The organism is Ruegeria arenilitoris, assembly GCF_013031355.1.
Classification (GTDB): domain Bacteria; phylum Pseudomonadota; class Alphaproteobacteria; order Rhodobacterales; family Rhodobacteraceae; genus Ruegeria; species Ruegeria arenilitoris_C.
Window position 1 is genome coordinate 268,092 of the sequence record NZ_WPZO01000004.1, and the last position, 21,169, is coordinate 289,260.

Here is a 21,169-nt window from a genome sequence, read left to right on the forward strand (position 1 = left end):
TTTCCGAGTCCTTTGCGCAGGAAACGGGTCGCTTGGGGTTTGCCGGATGGGCATAGTCGGCGAAAAAGGAGGCCCGATATGTTCAAGATCACCGCATTGCCAACCGACGAGGTGCGCGCCCTTCAGGGTGGTCACCCGGATGCTTATGGCGCCGCGCCAGAGCGTGCCGTTTCCACGGGGGGCGGCAATCCCTGCCGCCATTGCTTGCAGAATATCCCCGAAGGCGAAGAGATGCTGATTTTGGCACATCGCCCCTTTTTAGAGACACATCCCTACGCCGAAACCGGCCCGATATTCCTGTGCGCTGCACCATGTGAGCGGTATCACGGCGCTGAGATGCCCGAGATTTTGACCACGTCCCCGGACTATCTGATCAAGGGCTATGGGCAGGATGACCGGATCGTTTACGGCACCGGAGCTATCACACCAACGGATCAGATCGACGCAAAGGTCAGCGATATTTTTGCACGGCCGGATGTGGCCTATATCCATATCCGCTCGGCCCGGAACAATTGCTATCAGGTGCGGATCGACCGGGCCTAAAGCTTGATCCGATGCATGCCCCGGCGCGGTTGGTCCTGATCCTCGGCAGGTTCATCCGCACGAGAGGACGTGAGCGCGAGAAACACATCCTCCAGGTCAGCCTCTTCGGTGCGAACGTCGCGGATGCGGATGTTGGCGGCGCGGACGGATTCCAGCACCTGCTCGGCGCTGGTCTGGGCGCTGCGGTATTGCAGAACAAGGCTGCCATCATCGCGCAGGGTGGCCTCGACGCCTTCGGTCACGGGCAGATCGCTGACCGGGCTGTCCGGGGCGATCACCATGGTGCGGCTGTCCATGCGGCCCAGCAGATTGGCGGTGCTGTCCTGTGCGATCTTTTCGCCGTGATTGATGATGGCGATCTCGTCACACATCTCCTGCGCTTCTTCCAGGTAATGGGTGGTCAGGATGATGGTCATGCCCTGTTCATTCAGCTTGCGCACATTGGTCCAGAGCATCTGGCGCAGCTCGATATCCACGCCCGCGGTGGGTTCGTCCAGAACCAGAATCTTGGGGTGATGTACCAGCGCCTTGGCTAGCAGCAGACGCCGCCGCATGCCGCCGGACAGGGTGCGGGCATAGGCCTCGGCCTTGTCGCTGAGACCGACCAGTTCCAGAATCTCATCGCTGCGGCGCTGAGCCTTGGGCACGCCATAAAGGCCGGCCTGAACCTCCAACGCGCCACGCGGGGTGAAGAATGGATCCAGGTTCAGCTCCTGCGGCATGACGCCGATGGCGGCGCGGGACTGGCGAGGGTTCTGGTCCTGATCGAAGCCCCAGATCGACACCTTGCCCGCAGATTTTACCACCAGCCCGGCCAGAATATTGATCAACGTCGATTTTCCGGCCCCGTTCGGCCCCAGCAGGCCAAAGACCGAGCCACGCGGCACCGTCAGGTCGATGCCTTTCAGCGCGTGTTTCTCAGGCTGACCCTTGCTGCCCCGATAGGTCTTGCGCAGCCCCTCGATCCTGATTGCCGCATCACGCATGTGACCCTTGCCCCCGGTTTGCTCATCGCTCATAAACGCACCTATTACATGCCCGCGAGGCCGACAACCGAAGAAGGATCGCAAGCCGTGACAATCGAAGCGCCGGAAACCAAGATCGTGGAAACCGCCCGAGTTGCCTGTGACGGCGGCGAAGGCGCATTGGGCCATCCGCGCGTCTGGCTGCAAATCCCCGAGGATACCGGCTGGGTCGAGTGCCCCTATTGCGATTGCAAATACGCCCTGAAAGGTGCCGAACAGGGCTGATTGTTCGTCAGGTGCCGGGTTTGGCAAAGGTCCGGCACAGCGCACCCGCGTCGACATCGCCATATCTGGTGATCAGAAACTGATCCACATTGGCGCCGGACCACACGTGAAATGTGTCACCATTGCTGAGCCGCCCCAGGCCGCTGGCTGTGCCTGTCTCTGGGTGCTGATAGGTGAAGAACGCGCTTCCCGTCAGCCCGTTGTCACATTCAAGCGTGGCTTCTCCGAACCCGAGACGGCCCTGGGCGCGCCACTCTCCGTGGCAACTGAACTCTGCGCTTGTGCGCCCGGCGTAAGTGCCCTTGCTCCAACCGATCGCGCGGCCTGTGAAGTAAATCCCGCTGTCGCCCAAACAGGCCAGAATCGGTACGCAATTGGCAGATGTGCCCTGATGCGCCAAGCAGTCTGCGGGCAATTTCGGGCCAGCTTGTGCAGTGGTGGCGACAAGAGCGATTGCGGTTACAGGCGCGATGGCCGATAAAACGTGCAGACTGAACATGACCACGATCTTATGAGGCGCGCCACCATGAGCAAGAGCGAATTCGGAAAAGGGTGCCACCTGCATCTGATCGACGGATCGGCCTTTATTTTCAGGGCCTATCACGCACTGCCTCCGCTGACGCGCAAGTCGGACGGGCTGCCGATCGGTGCAGTGTCGGGGTTCTGTAACATGCTGCAGAAATATGTCGAGGGAAACGCCGGACCGGATGCGCCGACCCATGTGGCGGTGATTTTCGACAAGGGCTCGCACACGTTCCGCAACGATCTCTATGATCTCTACAAGGCCAACCGCGAGGCGATGCCCGAGGATCTGCGCCCGCAGATGCCGCTGACCCGCGAAGCGACGCGCGCTTTCAACATCGCCTGCAAAGAGCTTGAGGGTTACGAGGCCGACGACATCATCGCCACGCTGGCCGTTCAGGCGCGTGAGGCCGGGGGGCGCGTGACCATCGTAAGCTCCGATAAGGACCTGATGCAGCTGGTCGGCGGCGGTGTTGAGATGCTGGACGCGATGAAGAACAAGCGCATTGATCGCGATGGTGTGTTCGAGAAATTCGGCGTTGGCCCCGAACGGGTGGTCGACGTGCAGGCCTTGGCCGGAGATTCGGTGGACAACGTGCCGGGGGCTCCGGGGATCGGGATCAAGACCGCCGCCCTGCTGATCAACGAATATGGCGATCTGGAAACGCTGCTGGACCGCGCGGAAGAGATCAAACAGCCCAAGCGCCGCCAGACCCTGATCGAAAAGCGCGAGCAGATCGAGCTGTCGAAGAAGCTGGTGCAATTGGATGAGCAGACACCGCTGGATTTCACCCTGGACGATCTGGAGGTGAAGGATCCCGATCCCGACACCCTCTTGGGTTTTCTGGCGGATATGGAGTTTCGCACCCTCACCAAGCGCATCGCGGACAAGCTGGGGGCCGAAGCTCCGGTGATTGCTGACGCGCCCGCGCCGGTTGCCGAGGTCGAAGAAGCTGAGGCGCTGCCCTTCGATGCGTCGAAGTACGAATGCGTCCGCGATGCTGGTGCGCTGCAGAAATGGATCGATCAGGCCTATGAGCGCGGCTGGGTCGCGGTGGACACAGAAACCACCGGCCTGAACGAAATGATCGCCGATCTGGTGGGTGTCTCGCTGTGTGTAGAGGCTGGTGAGGCCTGTTACATCCCGCTGACACACCGCGATGGCGCAGCAGATGACCTGTTCGGCTCGGATGCTTTGGCCGAAGGACAGATGCCGCTGGATGAGGCTCTAACCCTGTTGAAACCGATGCTTGAGGACCCGTCGATCCTCAAAATCGGGCAGAACATGAAATACGATGCCAAGATCTTTAAGCGATACGGCGTCGACGTGGCCCCGATCGACGACACGATGCTGATGTCTTACGCGATGCATGGCGGTGAGCACGGGCATGGCATGGACACGCTGTCCGAACGCTATCTGAGCCACACGCCGATCCCGATCAAACCACTGCTGGGCTCGGGCAAGTCGGCGATCACCTTCGACAAGGTGCCGATTGATGAAGCCGCGGCCTATGCCGCCGAGGATGCGGATATCACCCTGCGCCTGTGGAAGCTGTTCAAGCCGCAACTGCATCAGGTGCAGGTGACGACGGTTTATGAAACGCTGGAACGCCCGCTGGTCCCGGTTCTGGCCGAGATGGAGATGCACGGCATCAAGGTCGACCGCGATGTGCTGAGCCGCATGTCGAACGCGTTTGCCCAGAAAATGGCCGGGTTAGAGGCTGAAATCCACGAACTGGCCGGAGAAAACTTCAACGTCGGATCGCCCGCGCAACTGGGTGAAATCTTGTTCGACAAGATGGGGCTTGAGGGCGGCAAGAAGGGCAAGACCGGGAAATACTCGACTGGCGCTGATATTCTGGAAGACCTCGCGACCGAGCACGAATTGCCCCGCCGGGTGTTGGATTGGCGGCAGCTTTCCAAACTGAAATCGACCTACACCGACGCGCTGCAGACCCATATCAACCCGGATACGGGGCGGGTGCATACGTCTTACTCGATCACCGGGGCGAACACGGGGCGTCTGGCCTCGACCGATCCGAACCTGCAGAATATCCCGGTGCGGACCGAAGAAGGGCGACGTATTCGTGAGGCGTTCATTGCCGAGCCGGGCAATGTGATGGTCAGCCTCGACTATAGCCAGATCGAGTTGCGTATTTTGGCACATATCGCCGATATCCCCGCCCTGAAACAGGCCTTTGCGGATGGGTTGGACATTCACGCAATGACCGCGTCCGAGATGTTCGATGTGCCGCTGGACGAGATGACGCCCGATATCCGCCGTCAGGCCAAGGCGATCAACTTTGGTGTAATCTACGGCATCTCGGGCTTTGGTCTGGCGCGCAATCTGCGCATCCCACGGGCCGAGGCGCAGGGCTTCATCGACCGCTATTTCGAACGGTTCCCGGGTATTCGCCGCTATATGGACGACACGGTCGCCTTCGCCAAAGAGTATGGCTATGTACAGACGCTGTTCGGTCGCAAAATCCACACGCCCGAGATCAATGCCAAGGGGCCGCATGCGGGCTTCTCGCGCCGGGCGGCGATCAACGCGCCGATTCAGGGCACGGCGGCGGATGTGATCCGGCGCGCGATGGTACGGATGCCGGATGCCATCAACGGGTTGCCCGCCAAGATGCTGCTTCAGGTGCATGACGAACTGCTGTTCGAAGTGGCCGAAGACGCGGTGGATCAGGTGATCGACGTGGCGCGAGACGTCATGGAAGGCGCCTCTGATCCTGCCGTGAAGCTGGATGTAAAGCTGAGCGTGGATGCCGGGCAGGGGGCAAACTGGGCCGAGGCGCACTAAGGCGCGCTGCTCATCAAGCCCGGCGGGCCCTCTTCGCAGCGGGTCAGTCCTGCGGTCTGACCAAGCGGTTGATCAGCCGTTGCACTGATGGGCCAAACAGCAGGATGACGGTGAAGGCGATGGGCCAGCTGAAGGCCCAGGACGCCATCCAGTCACCGAAGGTGTTGGGGCCAAATCCAATGGCTTTCACGGTCGCGATGCCGGTCACGATGCAGGACATCAGGCCGGACATGATCAGGCTGAACACGGCGCGGGCATAGCGGGCAGAAATCATTTTGGGCATCCTGATGGTCGAGATGTTTCTGATGTGCTGTATTTTCAATCAAAAGGCCAGAGCTAGACCCGCATCCAGCCAAGACTGTCGGGCGTTCGGGGTGTTGAGGGCGTGTATTCGGCGCTGACCCAACCGGCATAGCCTGCGGCATCCATCGCGGTGAACAGGCGAGCGAAATCCGTCGGACCGCGTCCCGGTTCGCTGCGATCCGGGGCTGCACCGATCTGGGCGTGGGCGACCCGAGGGTGAAAACGATCCCAGATCGCCTGCGCATTGCCGTGGATCATATGGGCGTGGAAACTGTCAAATTGCAGGCCGACATTCGGGCGGTCCACCCGGTCCAATACCTGCGCCGCCAATTCATAGTCGTTCAGGAAGTAGCCGGGCTGCGACACCGGGTTAAGCGGCTCGATCGTGAACTGCTGCTGCGGGGCGAAATCAGCGGCCCATTGTAGGTTGCGCACGAAGCTCTCCAACGCATCCGGCCCGGAGGCATAGCCGGACATGATGTGGATCAGCCCCGGCCTCAGGATATCGGCATAGCGCAGCACGCGGCGGATATCGGATTGGAACCGCGCCTCGCCGCCCGGAATGGCGGCATAGCCGGGCTCACCCCCGGTGTAATTGGGCGGCGGGGCGTTGATCAGGACCAATTCCAAGCCGTTGGACAGCAGCGCACGGCGGGTTTCCTTGGCGGCCAGCTCATAGGGAAACAGAATCTCGACCGCTTTGAACCCGGCCTCGGCTGCTGCTTGAAAACGCTCAAGATAGGGAAGCTCGGTAAAGAGCAGGGAAATATTGGCGGCAAATCTGGGCATGGGCGGTCTCGGTCAGTTTCTGCGCGGAGATTAGCGGCGAGGCGTTTTCAGCGAAAGAGGATCAAAAACGACAGATTGTCGAAAATCGGCCAGAACGCCCCGCGCAAATCAGGGACGTTCCGAATAATACGGCGAATCATTTCAACGGCGCCGTGCCAACAGAAGGTATGAACCCCATGGCAATGAGCCCTGACCCCGCGCGCGGGAACACTCTCTCTGTGTCTGGTGGCGGCAATTCCGCCTTGTCCGGCAACGGCTTGGCGGTTGCCTCGATGCTGACATGGGCGGCCGGGTTTCCGGCGGCTGAGGTGTTGCTGCAGAGCTGGCCCCCGGTCGCGTTGTTTGCCGCGCGGCTGGCGGTGGCGGTGGTGGTCATGCTGCCGATCTGGTTCCTGATCGACGGGTCGGACCGCGTGTTGCGGGCGCGCTGGGGATATGCGCTGTTTGTTGGTGCAACGCTGGGTGCGGGCATGTTCCTGCTCATATTAGCGCAAAAGATGACCGATCCGGTGACTGTGGCGATCATCGCCTCATGCGCGCCGTTGTTCGCGACGCTGATTGAGCTGGCGACAGGAACACGGCGGTTGCGGTGGAACTTTGCCTTGGGCGTGATCGTTTCGATCATTGGCGGCGTGATCGCCACCAGCGCTGTGGCGCCGGCACAACTGGGGCTGGGGGCGGCTTGCGCCATCGTGTCTACCGGCTTGTTCTGCTGGGCGTGCATGGCGACCGCACGCGATTTTCCCGAGCTCAGTCAGACCGGGCGCAGCACTATTACCTTTACGGGCGCGCTGGTTTCGGCGCTATTTCTGTTCTTTATTGCCGGCCAAATGGGGATGGAGGTCATGCCAACCGCGCCGATCGACGTTCAGCAGATCGGAATGCTGGGGATCTACGCGCTGGTGGCGATGGGCGTGAGCCAGGTTCTGTTCATCTCATCCGTCGGACGGCTGGGTGTGGCGCTGGCCTCGTTCCACATCAACATCGCGCCGTTTTACGTGATGCTGATCATGCTGGTGCTGGGGGAGGAATGGAACTGGACCCGCGCGCTGGGCGCGGGCATCGTGGCGATGGCGGTTGTGCTGGCGCAGGACCGGAAGGTTGCGCAGTCTGCTTAATCGGGCAGGTCGTCTGACTTGATCAGGGGGAAAAACTGCCCCCCGGACCAGACACCGAACCAGTCGCCACTGTGTTCGGCGATGTCCACGAGGCGATAGAAGCTCTTGCGGTCGATCCGTGCCTCAAGGTTCGCGCGAACCAATATGTAGGGTGATGGCTCACCTGTTTCGGGATCGATGACAATGCGGATCGGATGGTCCGGCCCGGCCACCGCTGTGTCGCCGACATGGGTGGTGAAGCTCAGGTTTTGCGCCTCACCTTCGCCCTCGATCTCGAAATCGACGGCCACAAAGGGGGCATCCTCGACCGTGATTCCCACCTTTTCGACCGGAGTCACCAGATAGTATTTCCCGTCTTCTTTCTTAAGAATTGAGGAAAAAAGCTTCACAAGCTCGAACCGGTTGATGGGCGAGCCTAAATAACTCCAAGTACCATCTTTTGCGATCCGGATGTCCAGATCGCCGCAAAACGGAGGATTCCACAGGTGAACGGGGGGCAATCCCTTGGTTTTGGTCGCTTTGACTGATGCAGCCAGGCCATCAGGTGAAGGTGTCACAGGTTTTTGTCCGCTCATTGCTTTTGCCATTTCCTCTCAGCGCGATACACTCAACTTATAATAGTCCACGGAAGGGAAAGTCATGACCGAACCTGCCGACCTCGTGTCCGAGATCGAAGCGCTGGAAAATAAGCTGCAAGAGGCCAAGTCCTCGATCACCCGCCGCTTTATCGGGCAGGAAAGGGTCGTGGATTTGACCCTGACCGCGTTATTGTGCGGTGGTCACGCGTTGTTGATCGGTCTGCCAGGTCTGGGTAAGACGCGACTGGTCGAGACGTTGTCGACCGTGATGGGCCTGCACGGCAACCGTATCCAGTTCACGCCGGATCTGATGCCCGCGGATATTCTGGGGTCCGAGGTTCTGGACACCGCCGATGACGGCAGCCGCCATTTTCGGTTCATTTCCGGCCCGATATTCTGTCAGCTGCTGATGGCGGATGAGATCAACCGCGCCAGCCCGCGAACGCAATCGGCGCTGCTGCAGGCGATGCAGGAACGAACCGTGACCGTGGCGGGCGAGGATCGGTCGTTGGGTGAACCCTTCCATGTTCTCGCCACGCAGAACCCGATTGAGCAAGAGGGCACGTATCCGCTGCCCGAGGCGCAGCTGGACCGTTTTCTGGTGCAGATCGACGTGGACTACCCGGATCGTCAGACCGAGCGCGATATCCTGTTGGCGACCACAGGCGTCGAAGAAGATGACGCGCATGAGATTTTCACCAAAGAGGAACTGTTGGCCGCACAGGTCTTGCTGCGACGGATGCCGGTAGGAGATTCGGTTGTTGAACTGATCCTCGATCTGGTCCGCGCTTTCCGTCCCGAAGAGGCGGGCGTGTCCGAACGCGTGGCCGAAACCGTGGCCTGGGGCCCCGGTCCCCGCGCGGCGCAGGCGCTGATGATGACGGTGCGGGCACGGGCGATGCTGCAAGGACGGCTGGCGCCCAATGCCGAGGACGTGCTGGACATGGCCCGTCCGGTGCTCAGCCACCGGATGGCGCTGAACTTCGCGGCACGGGCGCGTGGTGACAGCTTGGCCGATCTGATCGACTCGACCGCGGCCGGTCTGATCCGAACCGAGGCTGCGGCGTGAATGCCGCGCTGACCCTTCGCGAAAGATCCGAGGCCGAGGCGTCCCGGCTACCGCCCCTTTTGGCGCGGGCCGAACATCTGGCCGGAACCGTGCTGCTGGGCGATCATGGGCGCAGACGCTCGGGGCTTGGTGACGATTTCTGGCAATACCGCCCGGCGCAGATCGGTGACAGCCGCCGGATGATCGACCACAGGCGCTCGGCGCGCGGGGATCAGCAGTTTGTACGCGAACGCGAATGGCAGATTGCGCAGTCGGTGATGCTTTGGGTGGATCAGGGGGCGTCGATGCGGTTTGCGTCCGACAAGTCTCTGCCCACCAAAGCCGACCGCGCGCGGCTGCTGGGCCTGTCCACGGCGATCCTTCTGGTGCGCGGCGGCGAGCGGGTCGGCCTGACCGGAACCACCTTGCCACCACGGCGCGGCAATGCGCAGGTCATCCGTCTGGCACAAGCTTGGTCCGAGGATTCCGCCTCAGATTATACCCCGCCAGAACACCGCGCGATGATCCCACATGCCCGCGCCGTGTTCATATCCGATTTCCTTGGCCCCTTGGACGAGGTCGAGCTGGCTCTGACCAAAGCCGCCGACCGCGGGGTGCGGGGCGTTTTGCTGCAGGTCCTTGATCCGGGCGAAGAGACCTTCCCCTATCGCGGTCGGACGATCTTTGAAAGCGTCGGCGGCTCGGTCCGGCATGAAACGCTCAAGGCTGGGGACCTGCGCGACCGCTATCTGGAGCGCCTTGCGAAACGCAAAGATGCGCTGACACAACTGTGTCGTGCGACGGGCTGGCAGCTGGGCCTGCACCATACCGGTGACAGCGCGCAAGCAGCTTTGTTGTGGCTCTACCGGGCCTTGGATGGGGGAACGCGATGACGGTTCTGGCGGGCATCGGCTTTACCGCCCCATGGGTGCTGCTGGGTCTGCTGACCTTGCCGATCCTGTGGCTGATCCTGCGCGCGGTGCCGCCCGCACCGATGCGCCGTCTGTTCCCGGCGGTGACGCTGCTGTTGGGGCTGAAGGATGACGAAAGCGTCTCGGACCGTACCCCATGGTGGTTGATGCTGCTGCGGATGCTGGCTGCGGCGGCGATCATCATCGGGCTGGCCGGTCCGGTTCTGAACCCTTCGAGGGATGAGACCGGGACGGGGCCGCTCTTGCTGGTGCTGGATGCCAGTTGGGCGGGGGCAACGCGGTGGTCTTCGACGCTGGATCAGATCGACGTGCAACTGTCCGAGGCCGGGCGGGCGGGGCGCACCGTGGCCATCCTGCGCCTGACCGAACCCGAAGTGCCGGTGTTTCAGGCGGCCGAGGCATGGCGCGGACGCCTGCCGGGCCTGACGCCAACCCCGTGGCAACCGACAGAAACTCAGATCGATCAGGCGCTGGCCGCGCTGGGTCAACTGGACGGAGGGTTTGATACCCATTGGTTCAGCGACCGTCTGGCCTATGACGGCCATGACCGGGTTCTGGCGGCGCTGCAGGCGCGGGGCGCGGTGACGGTGTATCAATCCGCGGCACCCGTGGTTGCGATTTTGCCTGCTGCCTATCAGGATGGTGTGATTCAGCTGACCGCCCAACGCGCGGCGCCGGGGCCCGCCGACCGCATTACCGTGCTGGCGCAAGGCCGCGATCCGGCGGGTGCGATGCGTATTCTGCAATCCGCCGAGATGGAATTCCCCAGCGGAGAAACCCTGGCGCAGGTGGATCTGGCCCTGCCATCCGAGCTGCGCGCCCGGATCACTCGGTTCGAAATTCAAGGCCAGCGCTCTGCCGGAGCGGTGACGCTGACCGATGACAGCCTGCGTCGGCGCGAGGTCGCTCTGATCGCTGGAACCCTGAACCGCGAAGGGCTGGAGCTGCTCTCGCCCCTGCATTACCTGACGCAGGTTCTGAAACCTACGGCGGATTTCGTCGAAGGCGGGTTGCTTGAGGTTCTGCCCGCCAACCCGGATGTGATCGTTTTGGCCGATGTGGCGAAACTGTCCGACGGTGAACAGGCCGCGCTGGTCGAATGGGTGGAACAGGGCGGGTTGCTGCTGCGTTTTGCCGGGCCGCGCATGGCCGCCAGTGATATGGGCCGAGACGCTGAGGATACGCTACTGCCCGTTCGCCTGCGCAGCGGTGGCCGATCGGTCGGCGGCGCGATGAGCTGGGGTGAGGCCAAGGGGCTGGCACCTTTCCCGGAAAACTCGCCTTTCTACGGTTTGCAGGTGCCGGGTGATGTCACGGTCACCACGCAGGTTATGGCACAACCAGACCCTAATCTGGCGGATCGTGTGATCGCCTCACTGTCGGACGGCACGCCTCTTGTCACGCGCAAAGCGCTGGGGCTGGGGCAGGTGGTGCTGTTCCACGTGACTGCGGATGCGGAATGGTCCAGCCTGCCGCTGTCTGGCCTGTTTGTTGAGATGTTGGATCGTCTGGCCGTGGCTTCAGCGGCCAAATCCCGGCAGGAGGCTCAGTTGCAGGGCACTACGTGGGAGCCGATCCAGGTCATGGATGGCTTTGGAACCTTGTCGGATGCAGGTAACCTTGCCGGGGTGGAAGGCACCGAGTTGGTTTCGGGCACTATCGGTCCGGACTTGCAGCCTGGCCTCTATGAAAGCGGCAAGCAGAAGCTGGCGTTGAATGTCCTGTCGGAGGACGCGGTGCTGTCACCGGTGACCTGGCCCTCGGATGTGCCGATCAAGGGGCAGGAAGTGACCAATGAGACGCCGATCGGAGGCATCCTGCTCAGCCTTGCGCTGCTGCTGCTGACCGTGGACGTGATCGCCTCGCTGGCCTTGTCGGGCCGCCTGGGTCTGGCCAAAGCGGCAGCGGTTGCGCTGGGTGCGGTGCTACTGGTGCCCGAGGCGCAGGCGCAGACGCCCGAAGAGACCGAGTTCGCCCTGAACGCCACACAGGAACTGGTGCTGGCCCATGTGCTGACCGGCAACGCGCAGGTCGACGATGTGGCGGGCGCGGGGATGCGCGGCCTGTCGCAAACGCTGTTTTACCGTACTTCGGTGGAGCCGATCGAACCCATTGGTGTGGATCTGGAGCGTGATGAGCTGGCCTTTTTCCCGCTGCTCTACTGGCCGATCACACCGGATCAGCCGCAGCCCTCGGTTGAGGCCTATGCCAAGCTCAACGCCTATCTGCGCTCGGGCGGCATGATCTTGTTCGACACGCGGGATGCGGATGTGGCGCGGTTCGGCGCTGCCAGCCCAAATGGCCGCAAGCTGCAACAACTGGCCGGGCCGCTGAATATTCCTTCGTTAGAGCCTGTTCCCCGCGACCACGTGCTGACCCGCGCGTTCTATCTGCTGCAGGATTTCCCGGGCCGTTACGCGGGCACTGAGGTCTGGGTCGAAGCCGCTCCGTTGGATGCGGAACAGATCGAAGGGATGCCCTTCCGCAATCTCAATGACAATGTGACCCCGGTGGTGATCGGCGGCAACGACTGGGCTTCGGCCTGGGCGGTGGACCGCAACGGGCAGGCGCTGTTGCCGGTGGGGCGTGGTTACGCGGGTGAACGTCAGCGCGAGCTGGCCAATCGCTTTGGCGTCAATCTGGTGATGCATGTGCTGACCGGGAATTACAAATCCGATCAGGTGCACGTGCCTGCGCTTTTGGACAGGTTGGGACAATGACCGGAACCGTCATATTCGATCCGCTGATCCCGTGGCCGGTTCTGGCTATCGTTGCCGTAATTGCGGTTACGGGTGTCATTCTGGCCCTGTGGCGCGGCCTGTCCGGCTGGGCCTTGCGCGGGTTGGCGGCCTTGGTGGTGATCGCTGCGCTGGCGGGGCCGGTCTATCAGGTCGAAGACCGCGCGCCGCTGACCGACATCGTGCTGATGATCGAGGATGAAAGCGCCAGCCAGACCCTTTCGGACCGGGCCGAGCAGACCGCGCTAGCGGCTGAAGAACTGGCCGTCGAGATCGAATCCCGCGACAATACCGAACTGCGCCGGATCAGGGTGGGTGATGGTAACGGTGACGAAGGCACGCAAGTGATGGCCGCGCTGAACGAGGCGCTGGCCGAGGAACCGCGCGCCCGGATCGCCGGTATCCTGGTGGTGTCGGACGGCATCGTGCATGACGTCGATCAGGCCCCGGACCTCCCCGCGCCGTTGCACTTGCTGCAGACCGGGCGCGACAGCGACTGGGATCGCCGCCTGATCGTTCGCAACGCCCCCGCCTTTGCCATCATTGGTGAGCCCGTGACCCTGACCCTGCGGATCGAGGACAGCGGGGCCGTGCCTGCTGGGGCCGTGACCGCGCCGCTGGAGCTCTCGGTCGACGGAGCCGAGCCCGAGCAGTTGAATATCCCCATCGGCATTGATGTCGAACTGCCGATCACGCTGCTCCATGGCGGCCGCAACGTCATCCAGTTCACGGTGCCGCAGGCCGAGGGCGAACTGACCGACCGCAACAACACCGCGCTGATCCAGATGAACGGCGTGCGCGACCGGCTGCGGGTGCTGCTGGTCTCGGGCGAGCCGCATCCAGGCGGGCGAACATGGCGCAACCTGTTGAAATCCGACAGTTCAGTCGATCTGGTGCATTTCACCATCTTGCGCCCGCCCGAGAAACAGGATGGCGTGCCGGTGGACGAACTTTCGCTGATCGCCTTCCCGACGCGCGAGCTGTTTCTGGAAAAGATCAACGATTTCGATCTGATCATCTTCGACCGCTACAAGCGCCGCGGCATCCTGCCTGCGATCTATCTGGACAACGTCACCAACTATATCAACGAAGGTGGCGCGGTGCTGATTGCCGCTGGGCCGGATTTCGCCAGCGCCGACAGTATCTTCCGCTCACCGCTGGCGCCGATTCTGCCAGCGCAGCCGACCGCGCGGGTAATTGAGGAACGCTTTGTGCCCATGGTTACCGATCTCGGCCATCGTCACCCGGTGACCACCAATCTGGGTGATTCCGAGGATTGGGGCGCGTGGCTGCGCCAGATCGACGTGAACCACCGCACCGGTGAGCTGTTGATGACCGGTGTGGATGAACGCCCGCTGCTGGTGTTGGACCGTGTGGGCGAAGGGCGCGTGGCGCTGCTGGCCTCGGACCACGCCTGGCTATGGAGCCGGGGGTTCGAAGGTGGCGGCCCGCAGCTGGAACTGCTGCGTCGCCTGGCCCATTGGATGATGAAAGAGCCAGAGCTGGAGGAAGAAGCCCTCTGGGCCGAGGCCAACGGGCAGGTCATGCGCATCATCCGCCAGACTTTGGAGGATGAGGTCGGACCTGTGACCATCACCCGCCCCAACGGTGAAACGCTTGAGATCACGCTGGACGAAGTGTCTCCGGGCCGGTTCGAGGCGCTGTATTATGGCCCCGAGATCGGCCTCTATCGCCTGCAAGAAGGTGAGCAGATGGCGGTGATCGGTCTCGGTCCTGCCGCGCCGAAGGAATTCGAGCGCACCATTGCCACCAGCGAGTTTCTGGACCCCGTGCTGGACGAGTTACGCGGCGGCGCGATGCGGTTGGAGGACGGATTGCCTTCGATCCGCAATGTGCGTGCCGGGCGTCCGGCCTCGGGGCGCGGTTGGATTGGCCTGACCCCGCGCAATGCCTATGAGACACGCGACGTCACACAGGCCGGCCTGCTGCCGCCGTGGCTGGTCCTGGTCCTGGCCGGAGGGTTCCTGCTTGCTGGCTGGTTGCGCGAAGGGCGGCGCTGATTATTCGAACACCACGCTGACCGTCGGGTCTCCGGGCAACCCGGAATAGGTGGCCGTTGCCCCGCCCTTGCCCTTTGTCGGCGGCACAAGCGGCCCGAAGGACCCGACCGAGATCAGGTTGCCGGGCTGGAATTCGACCCCCTTGGACATCAGCCACAGGGCTGCATTTGCCGGGTGCCCGAGAACAGCCGCGCCGGGGGCCTGTGCCAAAACCTCTCCATCCGCGGCATTCAGCGTGACGGTCATGTCTGCCAGCGCCTGCGTCATCGCCGCAGGATCGAAAACCGGAATTTCAGACCCTAACACGCCTAGTTTTGGCGCAACCGCAATTGCGGTCAGGGTTACCGGGGTGATCGGTTCGCCCTCGGCCAGGGTCAAGTCGGGCAGTTCGATAAAGGGGCGGACGGCCGAGATGTGAGCCATGACCTCTGCGGGTGTCGTGGCCTGATTGATGCCCGCGTCCCCGACGACCAGAACCAGATCAGCCTCGAATACGGGGCGGGCGCCCCATGTGATCGGCACTGTCGCTCCGTCCTCCAGCATCATGTCGCGGAACAGGACGCCCTTAACCGGTTCGGACGCGCCGAAACGCTCCTGCGCCGGGGCGCTGGTCAGGCCTGCCTTGTAGCCTATGACCGGACCCATATGCGGCTCTAATGCAGCGATAATCTTGGCTTGGGTGCACAACGCGTCCTCCATACTGCCCCCCGCAGACAGGGCGGGCGTGGGCGTGTTGGCCAGATAGTCCTGCACGTATTGATCCACCTGCGCATCCGTGGCGCAATCGGTCGCCGATGCGATTGAGGCAAGAAAACAAAGCGTTGAGGCTGAGAGAATAATTCGCATGGTGGACCTCTGGTTTTCGAAACTCTGACACGGGGCGCGCGGGTCCGGCAACGGCCTTAAACACTTTTTCACGCTCTGCCCGGATGCTGGTCGCGGAACGGTCCGGGATCTCCAAAGATGAGTCTTGCAAACAAACTGGCACAGGAACGGCGCGCGCGGCTGGCGGCCGAGCGTCTGCTGGCGATGAAACAGGCCGAACTTTCGGCGGCCAATCGCAAACTGGGCCTGCACGCGATGGCCCTGACCAAACGTATCGGCGAAACCCAGGCCGAGGTTGAAACCGTCCGTGATGAGAATGAAAAGGTCAAATCCGACCTGACCGAAGCCAATGCCAAGATCGAAGTGGCCGAGCGCCGCCTGTGGCATTCGATGCAGACCATACAGGACGCATTTGCTTTCTTTGACCATCAAAACCGCCTGATCGGGGCTAACGCGACTTACCTCAGCCTGTTCGACGGGCTGGATGAAGTAGAGCCCGGCATCACATACGCGCGTATCCTTGAGATTCTGACCGATGAGGGGCTGATCGACACCGGGGCGGAAAAGGCGGCAGTCTGGCAGGCCAGAATGTTAGAGCGCTGGGTGCAACCGCACCCCGAGCCGGTGGTGGTCAAGCTGTGGAATGGCGAGTATTTCAAGATGATCGACCAGAGGGGCAATGGCGGTGACGTGGTCAGTCTGGGCCTGAATATCACCGCTTCGGTCCGGCATGAGGGTGAACTGAATGCCGCCCGTGAACGGGCCGAGGCCGCGAACCGGGCCAAGTCCGCCTTTCTCGCCAATATGAGCCATGAAATCAGGACGCCGATGAATGGCATTGTCGGGATGACAGAGTTGATGTCGGAAACTCCGCTGGACGAGGAACAGCGGCTGTATCTCAATACTATCCGCAACTCGGGCGAGGCGTTGCTGGTGATCATCAACGACGTGCTGGATTACTCGAAGATCGAAGCCGACAAGCTGATCCTGCATCCCGAACAGTTCGATTTCGAACGCTGCATCCTTGAGGTTGCGATGCTGTTGCAGCCTGGCGTGCGCGACAAGGGACTGTCCTTGCTGGTCGACTATGACCTGTTCCTGCCGACCCTGTTTGTGGGCGATCCCGGACGCGTACGGCAGGTGCTGACTAATCTGGTGGGCAATGCGGTCAAGTTCACCGCTGAGGGACACGTGTTGATCCGCGTGACCGGGGTGCCAAACTCAGAGACTAACACTTGCGATATCCATGTGGCGATCGAGGATACCGGCATCGGGATCGAGGCCGACAAGATCGGGCATATCTTTGGTGAGTTCAATCAGGTCGAAGACGAGAAAAACCGCGAGTTTGAGGGCACCGGGCTGGGGCTGGCCATCACCAAACGGCTTGTGACGTTGATGGGCGGGACGGTCTGGGTCGAAAGTGAACCGGGGCAGGGGTCGTGTTTCGGATTCCGGGTCTCGCTGCCCACAGTCGAAGGGCCGCAACCCTTGCCGCCCGATCTGGCGGATCGTCTGCGCCATGTGATTGTGGTCGAGGATCTGGCCGTGAACCGCGCCATTCTTTCGAAACAGCTGGGGCGGCTGGGGTCCCGCGTCACCGTCTGCGCCTCGGGGGGGGAGGCGTTGGCCGCCGTCGATGACAGCGTCGATCTGCTGCTGTGCGATCATGACCTGCCGGATATGGACGGGCTGGAACTGGCGACCACGCTCAAGGACAGGGGCTGGGGTGATCTGCCGGTGGTGGTGATGTCGGCCAATCCGGGCGTCATCCACGCCAACCCAGCCTGTCACCTGATCGAGGGGGTGTTGCAGAGACCCATCCCCCGGGCCGAGCTGTATGCGCGCTTGACCACGCTGGGGCGGGCCTCTGCCGCGTCGGAACCGGAGGTGCCGGAACCCCCGCCTGTGCAGCCCAGCGAACGCCAGCGGCAGATGCGCGTGCTGGCGGCCGAGGACAACCGGACCAATCAGTTGATCCTGCAAAAGATGGTCAAGGACCTGAATATCGACCTGCAATTCGCGGGCAACGGGGTCGAGGCGGTGGACAAGCATCGGGACTTCGATCCGGATCTGATTTTTATGGATATCTCGATGCCCAAAATGGATGGCAAACAGGCCACGGCAGAAATCCGGCGGCGTGAGATCGAAACAGGGCGGCATGTGCCGATTGTCGCTCTGACCGCGCATGCGATGGCCGGGGATGATCAGGGTATCCTGTCGGCGGGGTTGGACCACTATCTGACCAAGCCGCTGCAAAAACGGAAAATCCATCAGATGATTCTGGATCACCGGCCCGAGGAAGCCTTGCCCGTCATTGCCGAAGACGCCACCGCCAGCTAGCTTGATCCCATGTCAGATCGTGGATTTCAGCCCCGCGGATTGGGAGAGATTGCCATTCGCTGCGCCGATATGGGCGCGATGGTCGCGTTCTATGAGGACGTGATCGGGCTGGAACGCCTGACCGGAGATCACAACAGCGCCATCACATTCTTTCGCATCGCCGAAGGGTTCGGTGGCCACACGCAGGTGCTGGCCCTGTTTCACCATACGGCCGCGCCGCGGCCCGGGCTGCATCCCAGCGGTGCCGACAGACCCGCAACCGGGGCCGGATCGTCGCTGCACCACATCGCGCTTTCCCTGCCTTTCGACGAACAAGAGGCCGTGATGCGATGGTACGACGAAATCGACCAGCCCTACCGCGTCGAACAGTTCGGCTGGATCGGATGGCGTGGTATTTTCACCGAAGACCCCGAGGGCAATACGGTCGAACTGGTCGCCTTTGACCCGTCGATGCTGGATCAGGCCTGATAGGGGCGTACAAAGACGGGTTTGGCTTCCTCTGACAGGTCGGGGCGGTATTCATAGCCACCGGTGTCGAAATCCTGCAGGCCTTTAGGGTCGGTCAAGCGGTGCTGGATGATGTATCGCGCCATTGCACCACGGGCCTTTTTAGCAAAGAAACTGACGATCTTGGGAGTACCCGCTTTATCTTCCATGAAGACCGGCGTGATGACCCGCAGTTTCAGCGCCTTGGGGTCGACCGCGCCGAAATATTCCTGACTGGCGCAGTTCACCAGCACGTCCGAGCCGATCTGATCCCCCTGCGTGTTCAGAGCCTTGCTCAGCTGATCGCGCCAGTATTCATACAGGTTCCTGCCGCGGCGGGTTTTCAGCTTGCTGCCCATCTCGAGCCGATAGGCTTGAATCGCGTCCAGAGGGCGCAGCACACCATAGAGGCCGGACAGAATGCGCAGATGATCCTGCGCCCAGGCCATTTCCTCGGCGTCCAGCGAAGCTGCTTCCAAACCCTGATAAGTGTCGCCTGCAAAGGCCAGCGCGGCGGGGCGGGTTATGTCTGCTTCCGGTGCATCGGAAAAGGCGCGATACCGATCGCGGTTCAGCCGCGCCAGATCATCACTCAGGTCCATCAGTTTCTTGAGGTCGCCCAGAGTCAGGTTGCGGGCGGTTTTCGACAGCCGGATCGCGTCATCCTGAAAGTCGGGCTGCGTGACCTCAATATCCCGCTCTGCCCAGTCCAGCCGCTTGGCCGGGGAAATCACTACCAGCATATCTGCCCTCGTTCCTTGCCTGTCCTGCGGTATCTAGCCCGCCTGCTGCAACACGTCCAGAAACGCGGCGCCAAACCTTTCGTGACGGCGGTCGCCCAGAACCTGTTCCAAACCGCGTGGATCGTCGGGCCGCAACTGCGCAACCTTGGCCAGTTGCGAGGCCGAGCAGGTCAGCGGCTTGTCGATCCCGTCGGGGCCGCGCGAAAGTTGCGATTGCACCTCAAGCAGCCGGTCGTAAATTTCGCCCTGATCGCGCCCGGCCAGTTTGCGGCGGGCGGGGTGGACGGCTTCGACCGCACCGGCGATCACCTCAAGGAAGGTGTCGCCATAGCGTTCCAGCTTTTTCGCGCCAACGCCGCCAATGCGGGCCATGTCGTCCAGAGTTACGGGGCGGTTTTCGGCCATCTCGATCAGGGTGCGGTCGGGGAAGATGACATAGGCCGGAACGCGCGCGCTTTCTGCCAACGCGCGGCGTTTGGCCTTGAGGGCGCTCAGCAGTGGAGCGTCTTCTTCGGACACCATCATTTTGACAGCTGGGCGGCGGGTGGCCTTGCGGATCGTATCCTTGCGCAGGTTGATCTGTGCTTCGCCTTTCAGGATCGGCTTGGCAGCCTCGGTCATGCGCAGAGCGCCGTGGCGTTCGGGGTCCGGGCGCACCAGATCGTGACCCATCATCTGCCGGAAGATCGCCTGCCATTGCGGGCGCGACCAGTCCTTGCCGATGCCCCAGGTGGACAGGCTGTCATGCCGCCGCGCACGGATTTTGTCGGTTTCGTTGCCCAGCAGAATGTCGATCAGATGACCCGCGCCGAACCATTCCTCGGTGCGCAGGATCGCGGACAGGGCCATACGAACTGGGGTGGTGCCGTCGAACACCTCGGGCGGGGTGTCGCACAGATCGCATTTGCCGCAGGGCTCTGCCTGTTCTCCGAAATAGCCCAGCAAAGTCTGGCGGCGGCACACCAGCGCTTCGGCCAGCCCCAGCAGAGCGTTTAGGCGGGCGTGGTCGGCCATGCGCCGTTCGGGCGGGGCCAGCCCTTCGTCGACTTGAGAGCGGCGCAGACGAATGTCATCGGGGCCGAACAGGGTTAGCGTCTCGGCCGGCCCACCGTCACGGCCTGCGCGGCCGATCTCCTGATAATAGGCCTCGATGGATTTGGGCAGGTCCGCATGGGCGACCCAGCGGATATCGGGTTTGTCGATGCCCATGCCAAAAGCGACGGTGGCGACAACGATCAACCCGTCCTCGCGGGCAAAGCGGGTCTCGACGATGCGGCGATCTTCGGCCTCCATCCCGCCGTGATAGTGGCAGGCGGTATGACCTTCATCGCGCAGGGCCTGGGCCAGCACCTCGGTCTTGTTGCGGGTGCCGCAATAGACGATGCCGGATTGCCCTTTGCGGGCGGCGGCAAAATCCAGGATCTGTTTGCGCGGCCCATCCTTGGCGGCAAAGGCCAGATGGATATTGGGCCGGTCAAAGCCACGCAGGAATTTGCGCGGCGTGGTGCCGTCGAACAGCTTTTCGACGATCTCATCCTGCGTTTCTGCGTCCGCCGTAGCGGTGAAGGCCGCCAGCGGTACATTCAGTGCGCGCCTCAGCTCTCCGATTCGCAGGTAGTCGGGGCGGAAATCGTGGCCCCACTGGCTGACGCAGTGGGCCTCGTCCACGGCGATCAGGCTGACATTGATCCGGCGCAGCATCCCCAGCGCCGACCCGGCAGCCAACCGTTCGGGGGCCATATAGAGCAGTTTCAGCCGCCCGGCCTCCAATGCCTCCCACACGGCGTCGGTTTCTTCGGGGGTATTGCCGGAGGTCAGAGCGCCTGCTTCGACACCGGCCTCCTGCAGCCCTCGCACCTGATCGCGCATCAGGGCGATCAGGGGCGAGATTACTACGGTCACCCCGTCCCGCATCAAGGCAGGCAGTTGATAACACAGGGATTTACCGCCGCCGGTCGGCATGATCGCCAGCACGTTTTCGCCTGCGGTCACGGCATCGACGATCTCTTCCTGACCGGGGCGGAAGTCGTCGAATCCAAAGACATCTCGCAGCATAGGCGCGGCGTCGAACATGCGGGGATTGCCCTGTTTTAAGGTTTATCTGCTCTTAAGACAGGACAATCA

18 protein-coding genes are annotated in these 21,169 nt (G+C 62.2%); 10 read left to right on the plus strand and 8 right to left on the minus strand.

What is annotated here, in order from left to right; all coding sequences use genetic code 11:
- Nucleotides 1–78 precede the first annotated feature (78 nt).
- On the plus strand, nucleotides 79–543 hold the full coding sequence (locus GOX63_RS12345) for a DUF1203 domain-containing protein (protein ID WP_170326276.1): 465 nt from the start codon (nucleotides 79–81) through the stop codon (nucleotides 541–543).
- On the opposite strand, the gene GOX63_RS12350 is transcribed toward GOX63_RS12345, so the two are convergent.
- A complete protein-coding gene (locus GOX63_RS12350) occupies nucleotides 540–1,529 on the minus strand; it encodes an ABC transporter ATP-binding protein (RefSeq protein WP_170326430.1) in 990 nt (329 codons plus the stop codon). The two genes, GOX63_RS12345 and GOX63_RS12350, sit on opposite strands and share 4 nt — an antisense overlap.
- An 87-nt stretch (nucleotides 1,530–1,616) precedes the next feature.
- Here GOX63_RS12350 and GOX63_RS12355 point away from each other — a divergent pair, with 87 nt between their 5' ends.
- Entirely contained in the window at nucleotides 1,617–1,793 is a 177-nt protein-coding gene (locus GOX63_RS12355; RefSeq protein ID WP_170326277.1) for a zinc-finger domain-containing protein, read from the plus strand.
- Nucleotides 1,794–1,800: 7 nt separating this feature from the next.
- On the opposite strand, the gene GOX63_RS12360 is transcribed toward GOX63_RS12355, so the two are convergent.
- On the minus strand, nucleotides 1,801–2,292 hold the full coding sequence (locus tag GOX63_RS12360; RefSeq protein ID WP_170326278.1) for a hypothetical protein: 492 nt from the start codon (nucleotides 2,290–2,292) through the stop codon (nucleotides 1,801–1,803).
- A 27-nt stretch (nucleotides 2,293–2,319) separates the two neighbouring features.
- Here GOX63_RS12360 and polA point away from each other — a divergent pair, with 27 nt between their 5' ends.
- A complete protein-coding gene (gene polA / locus GOX63_RS12365; protein ID WP_170545850.1) occupies nucleotides 2,320–5,124 on the plus strand; it encodes a DNA polymerase I in 2,805 nt (934 codons plus the stop codon).
- A gap of 43 nt (nucleotides 5,125–5,167) precedes the next feature.
- Here the strand turns inward: polA and GOX63_RS12370 are convergent, their stop codons facing one another.
- Nucleotides 5,168–5,398, minus strand: coding sequence for a DUF2798 domain-containing protein (locus GOX63_RS12370; RefSeq protein WP_170326280.1), 231 nt, complete (start codon nucleotides 5,396–5,398; stop codon nucleotides 5,168–5,170).
- A gap of 62 nt (nucleotides 5,399–5,460) precedes the next feature.
- The gene (locus tag GOX63_RS12375) at nucleotides 5,461–6,216 is read right to left on the minus strand and encodes a hydroxypyruvate isomerase family protein (RefSeq protein WP_170326281.1); all 756 of its coding nucleotides are present in this window, start codon (nucleotides 6,214–6,216) and stop codon (nucleotides 5,461–5,463) included.
- Nucleotides 6,217–6,398: 182 nt separating this feature from the next.
- Here GOX63_RS12375 and GOX63_RS12380 point away from each other — a divergent pair, with 182 nt between their 5' ends.
- Complete coding sequence (locus GOX63_RS12380) at nucleotides 6,399–7,334, plus strand: DMT family transporter (RefSeq protein ID WP_170326282.1); 936 nt, start codon at nucleotides 6,399–6,401, stop codon at nucleotides 7,332–7,334.
- Here the strand turns inward: GOX63_RS12380 and GOX63_RS12385 are convergent.
- A complete protein-coding gene (locus tag GOX63_RS12385; protein ID WP_170326283.1) occupies nucleotides 7,331–7,909 on the minus strand; it encodes a DUF1285 domain-containing protein in 579 nt (192 codons plus the stop codon). The two genes, GOX63_RS12380 and GOX63_RS12385, sit on opposite strands and share 4 nt — an antisense overlap.
- A 64-nt stretch (nucleotides 7,910–7,973) precedes the next feature.
- On the opposite strand from GOX63_RS12385, the gene GOX63_RS12390 reads away from it, so the two are divergent.
- From GOX63_RS12390 to GOX63_RS12405, 4 genes are read left to right on the plus strand one after another with little or no spacing between them, the layout of a single operon-like run.
- Nucleotides 7,974–8,981 (plus strand): AAA family ATPase, encoded by a 1,008-nt coding sequence (locus tag GOX63_RS12390; protein ID WP_170326284.1) that lies wholly within the window; start codon nucleotides 7,974–7,976, stop codon nucleotides 8,979–8,981.
- Nucleotides 8,978–9,853 (plus strand): DUF58 domain-containing protein, encoded by an 876-nt coding sequence (locus tag GOX63_RS12395; protein ID WP_170326285.1) that lies wholly within the window; start codon nucleotides 8,978–8,980, stop codon nucleotides 9,851–9,853. Before GOX63_RS12390 ends, GOX63_RS12395 begins: the two co-directional genes overlap by 4 nt.
- On the plus strand, nucleotides 9,850–12,612 hold the full coding sequence (locus GOX63_RS12400) for a DUF4159 domain-containing protein (RefSeq protein WP_170545852.1): 2,763 nt from the start codon (nucleotides 9,850–9,852) through the stop codon (nucleotides 12,610–12,612). Before GOX63_RS12395 ends, GOX63_RS12400 begins: the two co-directional genes overlap by 4 nt.
- Nucleotides 12,609–14,651: a hypothetical protein gene (locus tag GOX63_RS12405; RefSeq protein WP_170545855.1), complete on the plus strand. Its 2,043-nt coding sequence runs from the start codon at nucleotides 12,609–12,611 to the stop codon at nucleotides 14,649–14,651. Before GOX63_RS12400 ends, GOX63_RS12405 begins: the two co-directional genes overlap by 4 nt.
- Here GOX63_RS12405 and GOX63_RS12410 read toward each other — a convergent pair whose 3' ends face one another.
- A complete protein-coding gene (locus GOX63_RS12410; RefSeq protein ID WP_170326288.1) occupies nucleotides 14,652–15,497 on the minus strand; it encodes a 2-keto-4-pentenoate hydratase in 846 nt (281 codons plus the stop codon).
- 117 nt (nucleotides 15,498–15,614) lie between these two features.
- On the opposite strand from GOX63_RS12410, the gene GOX63_RS12415 reads away from it, so the two are divergent.
- Together GOX63_RS12415 and GOX63_RS12420 are read left to right on the plus strand one after the other, a co-directional pair.
- Nucleotides 15,615–17,816 carry a response regulator gene (locus GOX63_RS12415; protein ID WP_170326289.1) on the plus strand — a complete coding sequence of 734 codons (2,202 nt, stop codon included), beginning with the start codon at nucleotides 15,615–15,617 and terminating at the stop codon, nucleotides 17,814–17,816.
- A gap of 9 nt (nucleotides 17,817–17,825) precedes the next feature.
- Complete coding sequence (locus tag GOX63_RS12420; RefSeq protein ID WP_170326290.1) at nucleotides 17,826–18,284, plus strand: VOC family protein; 459 nt, start codon at nucleotides 17,826–17,828, stop codon at nucleotides 18,282–18,284.
- On the opposite strand, the gene yaaA is transcribed toward GOX63_RS12420, so the two are convergent.
- Both yaaA and recQ read right to left on the minus strand, forming a co-directional pair.
- Complete coding sequence (yaaA, locus tag GOX63_RS12425; protein ID WP_170326291.1) at nucleotides 18,275–19,045, minus strand: peroxide stress protein YaaA; 771 nt, start codon at nucleotides 19,043–19,045, stop codon at nucleotides 18,275–18,277. The genes GOX63_RS12420 and yaaA overlap by 10 nt on opposite strands.
- A 33-nt stretch (nucleotides 19,046–19,078) precedes the next feature.
- Nucleotides 19,079–21,118 carry a DNA helicase RecQ gene (recQ, locus tag GOX63_RS12430; protein WP_170326292.1) on the minus strand — a complete coding sequence of 680 codons (2,040 nt, stop codon included), beginning with the start codon at nucleotides 21,116–21,118 and terminating at the stop codon, nucleotides 19,079–19,081.
- Nucleotides 21,119–21,169 lie beyond the last annotated feature (51 nt).

Bases quoted from the DNA above. Each gene is read 5' to 3' on its own strand.
- GOX63_RS12390 (WP_170326284.1), top strand. From the start codon at position 7,974: ATGACCGAACCTGCCGACCTCGTGTCCGAGATCGAAGCGCTGGAAAAT.
- GOX63_RS12405 (WP_170545855.1), top strand. From the start codon at position 12,609: ATGACCGGAACCGTCATATTCGATCCGCTGATCCCGTGGCCGGTTCTG.
- GOX63_RS12415 (WP_170326289.1), top strand. From the start codon at position 15,615: ATGAGTCTTGCAAACAAACTGGCACAGGAACGGCGCGCGCGGCTGGCG.
- GOX63_RS12370 (WP_170326280.1), bottom strand. From the start codon at position 5,398: ATGATTTCTGCCCGCTATGCCCGCGCCGTGTTCAGCCTGATCATGTCC.
- GOX63_RS12420 (WP_170326290.1), top strand. From the start codon at position 17,826: ATGTCAGATCGTGGATTTCAGCCCCGCGGATTGGGAGAGATTGCCATT.
- recQ (WP_170326292.1), bottom strand. From the start codon at position 21,118: ATGTTCGACGCCGCGCCTATGCTGCGAGATGTCTTTGGATTCGACGAC.
- GOX63_RS12345 (WP_170326276.1), top strand. From the start codon at position 79: ATGTTCAAGATCACCGCATTGCCAACCGACGAGGTGCGCGCCCTTCAG.
- GOX63_RS12360 (WP_170326278.1), bottom strand. From the start codon at position 2,292: ATGTTCAGTCTGCACGTTTTATCGGCCATCGCGCCTGTAACCGCAATC.
- GOX63_RS12410 (WP_170326288.1), bottom strand. From the start codon at position 15,497: ATGCGAATTATTCTCTCAGCCTCAACGCTTTGTTTTCTTGCCTCAATC.
- yaaA (WP_170326291.1), bottom strand. From the start codon at position 19,045: ATGCTGGTAGTGATTTCCCCGGCCAAGCGGCTGGACTGGGCAGAGCGG.
- GOX63_RS12385 (WP_170326283.1), bottom strand. From the start codon at position 7,909: ATGAGCGGACAAAAACCTGTGACACCTTCACCTGATGGCCTGGCTGCA.
- GOX63_RS12380 (WP_170326282.1), top strand. From the start codon at position 6,399: ATGAGCCCTGACCCCGCGCGCGGGAACACTCTCTCTGTGTCTGGTGGC.
- polA (WP_170545850.1), top strand. From the start codon at position 2,320: ATGAGCAAGAGCGAATTCGGAAAAGGGTGCCACCTGCATCTGATCGAC.
- GOX63_RS12375 (WP_170326281.1), bottom strand. From the start codon at position 6,216: ATGCCCAGATTTGCCGCCAATATTTCCCTGCTCTTTACCGAGCTTCCC.
- GOX63_RS12350 (WP_170326430.1), bottom strand. From the start codon at position 1,529: ATGCGTGATGCGGCAATCAGGATCGAGGGGCTGCGCAAGACCTATCGG.
- GOX63_RS12400 (WP_170545852.1), top strand. From the start codon at position 9,850: ATGACGGTTCTGGCGGGCATCGGCTTTACCGCCCCATGGGTGCTGCTG.